This window comes from Desulfovibrio sp. 1214_IL3152, from assembly GCF_036763055.1.
Lineage (GTDB): Bacteria > Desulfobacterota > Desulfovibrionia > Desulfovibrionales > Desulfovibrionaceae > Desulfovibrio.
Window position 1 is genome coordinate 1 of record NZ_JBAIYW010000060.1, and the last position, 1,000, is coordinate 1,000.

Here is a 1,000-nt window from a genome sequence, read left to right on the forward strand (position 1 = left end):
TCCCTTCGGGCAGGTCTGTAAGGGCCGTCAGCAGCAGGCAGTGAGAAGCATGGCTGGCCGTGCCGTTTCGTGTCGCGGGGGCGGGCAGCCACATGCGGCCGGTTACCTTGAGAAGGGGCGTGCCACAGGCTCCGCAAAAGGTTGCGCCCACTGGCAGCGGGGGCAAGGCCCATTGTTCGGGGGCCATGAGGACGTGCCACGGAAAGTTTTTTTCAAGAGGCATGCCCCCCGGCTGGAGCGGCAGGCACTGGTCTTTCTGGCAGGCGCGCACATGCAGCAGAATGTTCATAGTATGCTCCGGAAAAACCCCTGGCGGGTGTCGGATTCGTGCAAATAATAGAATATTGTAGCCGCAAGCGCGATGGGTTACAAGTCCAATACGCGCCCGCGCCTGCCCGGTCTGGCCGGGCGCGGAGCATATTTTTCAAGGAGTTTCAGTTATGACCACTCGCAGCCAGGATCAGACCCGGGACCTCAAGGTTCTCGGCACAGGCCGCCTTACCGCCCCTGAAGGAGGCCCCAGCGTTGCTCTGCTGGAGGCTTTTCCCAACTGTTTTCCGCAACGGCCCTATGTCATCAGCGTCAGCTTTCCCGAATTTACCTCGCTCTGCCCCGTGACCGGCCAGCCCGACAGCGGAACCATAACCGTTGAGTACATTCCCGACGAACTGTGCGTGGAATCCAAAAGCTTCAAGCTGTATATGTTTGCTTTTCGCAATCATCAGTCCTTTATGGAAACCATCACCAACAACGTGCTGGAAGACCTGCGCGTTTTGCTCAATCCCTGCTGGTGCCGGGTCAAGGGGCTGTTCGCGCCGCGCGGCGGCACGCGCATTCACGTTTTTGCGGAGACGTTCAAGGACGGCATGTCTGACGAACAGAACGCCCTTGTGCGTGAAACCGTCCGTTCCTGGAAATCCGAACCGGACCCGCACCGGCCGTAACCGCAGCCGCGCCGTCTGCCTTTGCATTCAGGCGGCGCGACCTTGCAGATCGGAAG

The 1,000-nt window shown here is 60.0% G+C and carries 1 protein-coding gene and 1 pseudogene; one reads left to right on the forward strand and one right to left on the reverse strand.

What is annotated here, in order from left to right; all coding sequences use genetic code 11:
* Positions 1-289, reverse strand: a pseudogene (locus V6C07_RS01200) (MogA/MoaB family molybdenum cofactor biosynthesis protein); the annotation flags it as partial.
* A gap of 151 nt (positions 290-440) precedes the next feature.
* Here V6C07_RS01200 and queF point away from each other — a divergent pair.
* Positions 441-944: a preQ(1) synthase gene (gene queF / locus V6C07_RS01205; protein WP_333534574.1), complete on the forward strand. Its 504-nt coding sequence runs from the start codon at positions 441-443 to the stop codon at positions 942-944.
* The last annotated feature ends 56 nt before the right edge of the window (positions 945-1,000 follow it).